This window comes from Nostoc sp., from assembly GCF_036917155.1.
Taxonomy (GTDB): domain Bacteria; phylum Cyanobacteriota; class Cyanobacteriia; order Cyanobacteriales; family Nostocaceae; genus Nostoc.
The window spans coordinates 1-5,437 of sequence record NZ_JBALDZ010000123.1 but is presented as its reverse complement, the minus strand read 5'-3'; the positions used below and the strand labels follow the sequence as shown (position 1 = coordinate 5,437).

Sequence of the window (5,437 nt, the reverse complement as noted above, 5' to 3'; positions counted from 1 at the left end):
AACTGCTAACTGCTAACTGCTAACTGCTAACTGCTAACTCCTAACTCCTAACTCCTAACTCCTAACTCCTAACTCCTAACTCCTAACTCCTAACTTCTTTCAAGGCATAAATCACCTGGTCTTGCTGCTGTTGTGTCAGTTCTGGGAACATCGGCAAGGATATGACTTCATGGCAAGCTTGCTCTGCTATTGCTAAGTCTCCAATTTGATAGCCCAAATTCTGATAAACTGGCTGCAAATGTAAAGGATGGGGGTAGTAAATCATTGAACTCACACCCTGTTCTTGCAATTGGCTACGCACCCAATCTCGATATTTGGCGCTAGAACCATTTCGCCCTTCGCCTGATATGCGAATAGTGTATTGATTCCATACTCCAATACCCCCAGGTAATTCTTGGGGCGGGATGATCCCCGGAATTTGACACAGATATTGGTAATAATAATTGGCGATATCTCGTCGGCGCTCATTCCAAATATCTAAATAACGTAGCTTAATCTGCAAAATAGCTGCTTGGAGAGCATCTAAGCGGCTATTTACACCAATTTCTTCATGTAAATATCTAATTTTACTGCCATGATCTCGTAAGATTCGCAGTTTAGTGGCGATCGCTGGATCATTAGTCGTGATTGCGCCGCCATCGCCGCAACCACCAAGATTTTTGGTAGGGTAGAAACTAAAACAACCAATATGTCCAATACTTCCGACTTTTTGATCAGCCCAAATTGCGCCTGTAGACTGAGCGCAATCTTCAATTATTGCCAAATTGTGAGACTGAGCGATCGCCATCAATGATGTCATATCCACAGGCTGCCCAAATAGGTGAACCGGGATAATCGCTTTAGTTTTGGGTGTAATTGCTGCCGCTACTTGCTCTATATCTAAATTAAACGTAGTTGCGTCAATATCGACAAAAACAGGCTTTGCCCCCACGGCGCTAATCACTTCAGATGTAGCAATAAAGGTGAAAGGCGTTGTAATCACTTCATCGCCTGCACCAATTTCCAAGACTCGTAACGCTAAGAAAAGCGCATCAGTACCAGAATTACAAGCCACACATTCAGTAACAGTATTATAAGCGGCAAACTGTTGTTCAAAACCTTCAACTAAGGGGCCGCCAATATAGCGACCAGAAGCCAAAACCTCTAAGACAGCTGCACTTACTTCTGCTTCAATGGTGGTGTATTGCTGCTTGATATCAAAGGCAGGGATAAGATTTACACTTTGGATCATGAGTTCTTATTTTATCGGGAGATACAAAGGATGCACTTCGACAGTCAATTTTTGCTGATTGAATTGTTAATCAAAGAGGAGCTACTAAAAGACTATCGCCCAAGATACGCATCTATTAGGGATTTTACTTAAGTTGTGGTGCAGTAAGCTACCGCACATTTAATTTACAGATATAGGCATACTAGGTGTTTGCCATGTTAAGGTCGTACCATTTGGAATTTTGAATTGATGAAAGTGATACATATCAACGGGTTTTGGCGAGAAGTCTCACACGATAGGTACTCGTTGCTGGGGGAGGAACGTCGCTCCGGGACTGGGGACTGGGGACTAGGTAATGGGAAAACATTCAAAAATTTGGGAGGAGTTAAAGCAAATTCCATAATTTTGAGCTTGAAAAGCAAATCCCCAGTCCCTAATCCCCAGTATCCAGTCCTTTTTACTCAAGATCCAACACATTGGATCAAAGTTCCTCTTGTGTGGGCTGCTTTGAGAAGAAAATACCAGGAGATAGAGAACTTATGCAGGATCTAATCAAACTGGATTTCGTGGATTTAGCTATGGCTGTGGGATTGATGGCGATCGCCATTGGTTTATCGGCCTGGGAAAAATTAGGATTAGAGTTGAACCTAGCCCTTGCTACTGGGAGAACCATCTTACAACTTCTTGTATTGGGATACATTTTAGATTTCATCTTGGCTTTAGACAATGCTTGGGCAGTTTTGACGCTATTAGCAATAATGCTGACAATTACGGCGATTGTCGCACGAAATCGCATCAGCCAAAAAATTCCTCATCTGTTGCCTTTGGTGTGGGGTGCAATTTTAATTAGTACTGCCCTGACAGTGTTTTACACCAACTTCCTGATTATTCAACCAGAAAGATGGTATGAACCACAGTATATAATTCCCTTAGTAGGGATAGTCTTGGGTAATGCTACTAATGCAGCTGCGATCGCAGGCGATCGCCTTGTCAACACCATTAATTCCAGCCATCTCGAAATCGAAACCCACTTAAGCCTAGGCGCAACTCCAGAGCAAGCAGTTAGCCAGTATCGCAAAGACGCCATCAGAGCCGGATTAATTCCCACTGTCAATCAAATGATCATCATCGGTATGGTCGCAATCCCAGGAATTACTACCGGACAGCTATTAGCTGGTGTGAAACCCTTGGATGCTGTATCTTACGAAATTTTGATTATGTTCATGGTTACTTTCGCTAACTTGTTGACAACAGTTTTACTTACTAAGGGGTTGTGTCGTCAATTTTTTAATTCTGCCGCGCAGTTGGTGAGTTAAGAAGTAAAAAGTAAAAAGTAAAAAGTAAAAAGATAATCCCCATAATTGAAGAAGGCAGGAGGCAGAGGGCAGAAGGCAGAAGGTTCAATTTAGAAGGGGATTCAAACCCCTCCTAAATTGAGGCCACCAAATTGAAAATTTGGTGGGGGTCTTAAACCCTTGTTCCCTTCGGTCACGGGCTTCTTGACACGAGTCAGAATTCCCTTCTGCCTTCTGCCTCCTGCCCTCTGCCTTTTCTGATAAATTGAGGGGAAATAATCACGGACGCCTTATTTCTCTCTACGAGACGCAATCATGCGAACGCGCTGCGCCACGATGCTCGGTCGCTCTTAGCGTCTCCCCGAATCACATTGGGAGAGGCTAACGCCAAGGGAGAAGACAAAGGCTTAGCTGCGCTATCGTTATAAATGTTTTTATTTCATTCCATAAATAAATTTAGGCGGCTCACAACCATTGTTCTTTTTCTTTATGAGTGCCTTTTTACTTTTTACTTTTGCCTTGTTCGTCATAAGTGATAGAGTTTTCAAGAAAAGGTAAATTAAAATGGCATTTAGTAATTACAAAAGTATTAGCACTGTCATTAAAAAATTTCAAATTAAATATGTACAGTCTAATTTTATGCTGGAAGTATCATTTCCTGTTGAACAGTCTTTCAAAGATGAATTAGATTTGCTATTTACCGATGGAATTATTGATAATTCTGAAGATGCTATTTGTGAAAACCTCATCTATCCAGTATTAAAAGAAGTATGGAAAACTTACCGAAGCAAATTAACACTTTGGAGTCATGAAATATTAGCTTACGATGAAGATTTATCAGGCATTCCAGATTATACTGTGACACAGCGAAACCCCCTGGGTACGATTGTTTTTGATAAACCTTATTTTTTGACAGTTGAAGCCAAACAAGACAAATTTGAAGAAGGCTGGGGTCAGTGTTTAGCTGAAATGATCGCAGTGCAGCGAATTAATGATGATTTTGCCACCGATGTTTTTGGAATTGTTTCTAATGGGAAAATATGGCAATTTGGAAAGTTAATTTCTGATGTGTTTACTCGGAATAAAAATCTGTATGTAATTCAAGATTTAGATAAATTATTTGCTGCCGTTAATTATATTTTTCAACAATGTGAATTAAAAATACAAAAACAATAACATAGTGTATTTTTCCGATGAGATTAGAGGATGTTTGCAAAGTTGTCAAGTATACTAAAAACCAATACGGTTCAGTTAAGTCTAAAATTCTTTTTTTTAACGAACCGCATACTCCTACGGAGAAGCAAGCTACGCGCAGCGTCTCGTAAGAGTTGGACGCAAAGGAAGAGAAGGAAGAGAAACTTAACTGAACTGTATTGTACTAAAAACCTCTCTCCGCTTCGGATAGAGGCTTTGAAACTTATACAGAAATTTTCTAGATTAACTCCTAACTTTTCTAACCGCCTAAAGTCCGTGTATAAATTACCTGACCTTGGGAATCATAGAGGAAAAGGGACAGGTTGGCGTTGTCACCGATTACACCTAACGCTTCCCGTAAGCTTTGCAAGTGGTTGGTAATATCAACAGCAGTATCCGAGTTCTCAGAATAAGGATTAGCCAAATTATTTTGCCTTATTTGGTCATACTCAGGCGTTAACCGAACAATAATTCCTGCATTGTCTATGCTAAAGGTGCAAATCCGAATTCCATTATTAATACAGGTTTTATCTAAGTCAGTGCGGGTTTGTTGGAAACTACTAACAACTTGTAATTTTTCTTGTGCTTGTTTGAGGGCTGTTGAGTAGGGTTCGATGAGAGACTGAGCTTGAGTATAGTACAAGCTATCTTCGGGAACTTTTTTAGTAGTTTGCAAAGCCTGATCCCAGTATGTCGCTGCTGCTTGCCATTGGTTTTGTTGCTCATAAGCTTTGGCTTGCTTGGCAGTGCTAAGGGCTTGTTGGTAGGTTTGAACAGCTAATCGTTCTTTAGTAGCGCGATCGCTTACTACGACTAACTTCGGTTTATAATCTACCAACAGCTTTTGAGCTTCTTGGTATCCAACGCTATTCTGGGGAATAGTATTCAAGGCATTAACTACTACTAGCCAAGTAGACTGCACTTTTTGCCAGTCATTCAATGATTTAGCATTAGCTTCCTGCTTCTCGGCTGCAACGGCTACAGCTTTTGCAGCAGTTAGTTTTTTCAGCCATTTTTCCTCAATAAATATCTGTTGATTTACAGCGTGTAAACGGACACGAAAATTAAGTAATTTACCCTGCACCAATCCATAGAGTTCACTACTGGAACTTATAGTTTCTAATGGCGCTATAGCTTGTCGCCATAAGTGTTGTCTAGTTTGTAATTCCTCTAGGCTAGATGCAGGAGTTTGAACTTTTTGTGTCGCCAAAGATGCTGTCTGCAAAGCCTTGACCACCTGGTTGATTTTTTCTGACCGCCCAGATAAACTTGCTTTTAGTTCTTCTGACACCTGATAACGGGGCGACCAACCAGGAATTGCATTCAGAGCTGCGCTGGCTGTCTCAAGTTCCTGTTGTATGGTAACTAATTCTTTTTCAGACTTGGCGCGGCGCATCAATTGCGAGGATTTTGTTTTTAATTGCTCGGCGTTTTGCATTTCTTTACACTCAGACATCACACAAGGAGGAGTCAAAAAGTAAGCACTACCGCCTAAGACTACAATTCCCAACAATGCTGCACCCAGTAGGATAGGTTTGACTTGGAATCCTGGCTTTGCAGCCGACAAATTCGGCACATCTGCAAACGGGTCAAACAGTTCCTCTTCCTCAGCCTCATCGATTGATGGAAAATATGTCAGAGATGATGAGGGGGATGAGGGGGATGAGGGGGATGAGGGGGATGAGGGGGATGAGGGGGATGAGGGGGATGAGGGGGATGAGGGGGATGAGGGGGATGA

General features: G+C 41.5%; 4 protein-coding genes. 2 read left to right on the top strand and 2 right to left on the bottom strand.

The window, feature by feature from the left end; all coding sequences use genetic code 11:
- Nucleotides 1-82: 82 nt before the first annotated feature.
- Nucleotides 83-1,231 carry a DegT/DnrJ/EryC1/StrS family aminotransferase gene (locus tag V7K67_RS17220; RefSeq protein WP_335167653.1) on the bottom strand — a complete coding sequence of 383 codons (1,149 nt, stop codon included), beginning with the start codon at nucleotides 1,229-1,231 and terminating at the stop codon, nucleotides 83-85.
- A 518-nt stretch (nucleotides 1,232-1,749) separates the two neighbouring features.
- Between V7K67_RS17220 and V7K67_RS17215 the strand changes: the two genes are divergently transcribed.
- Entirely contained in the window at nucleotides 1,750-2,526 is a 777-nt protein-coding gene (locus tag V7K67_RS17215) for an ABC transporter permease (protein WP_334732756.1), read from the top strand.
- A gap of 543 nt (nucleotides 2,527-3,069) precedes the next feature.
- Complete coding sequence (locus tag V7K67_RS17210) at nucleotides 3,070-3,681, top strand: hypothetical protein (RefSeq protein ID WP_335167650.1); 612 nt, start codon at nucleotides 3,070-3,072, stop codon at nucleotides 3,679-3,681.
- A gap of 277 nt (nucleotides 3,682-3,958) precedes the next feature.
- On the opposite strand, the gene V7K67_RS17205 is transcribed toward V7K67_RS17210, so the two are convergent.
- On the bottom strand, nucleotides 3,959-5,437 hold a 1,479-nt coding region (locus V7K67_RS17205; RefSeq protein WP_335167648.1), incomplete at its 5' end, for a hypothetical protein.

Coding starts and splice junctions, on each gene's coding strand:
- V7K67_RS17220 (WP_335167653.1), bottom strand. CDS start 1,231: ATGATCCAAAGTGTAAATCTTATCCCTGCCTTTGATATCAAGCAGCAA.
- V7K67_RS17210 (WP_335167650.1), top strand. CDS start 3,070: ATGGCATTTAGTAATTACAAAAGTATTAGCACTGTCATTAAAAAATTT.
- V7K67_RS17215 (WP_334732756.1), top strand. CDS start 1,750: ATGCAGGATCTAATCAAACTGGATTTCGTGGATTTAGCTATGGCTGTG.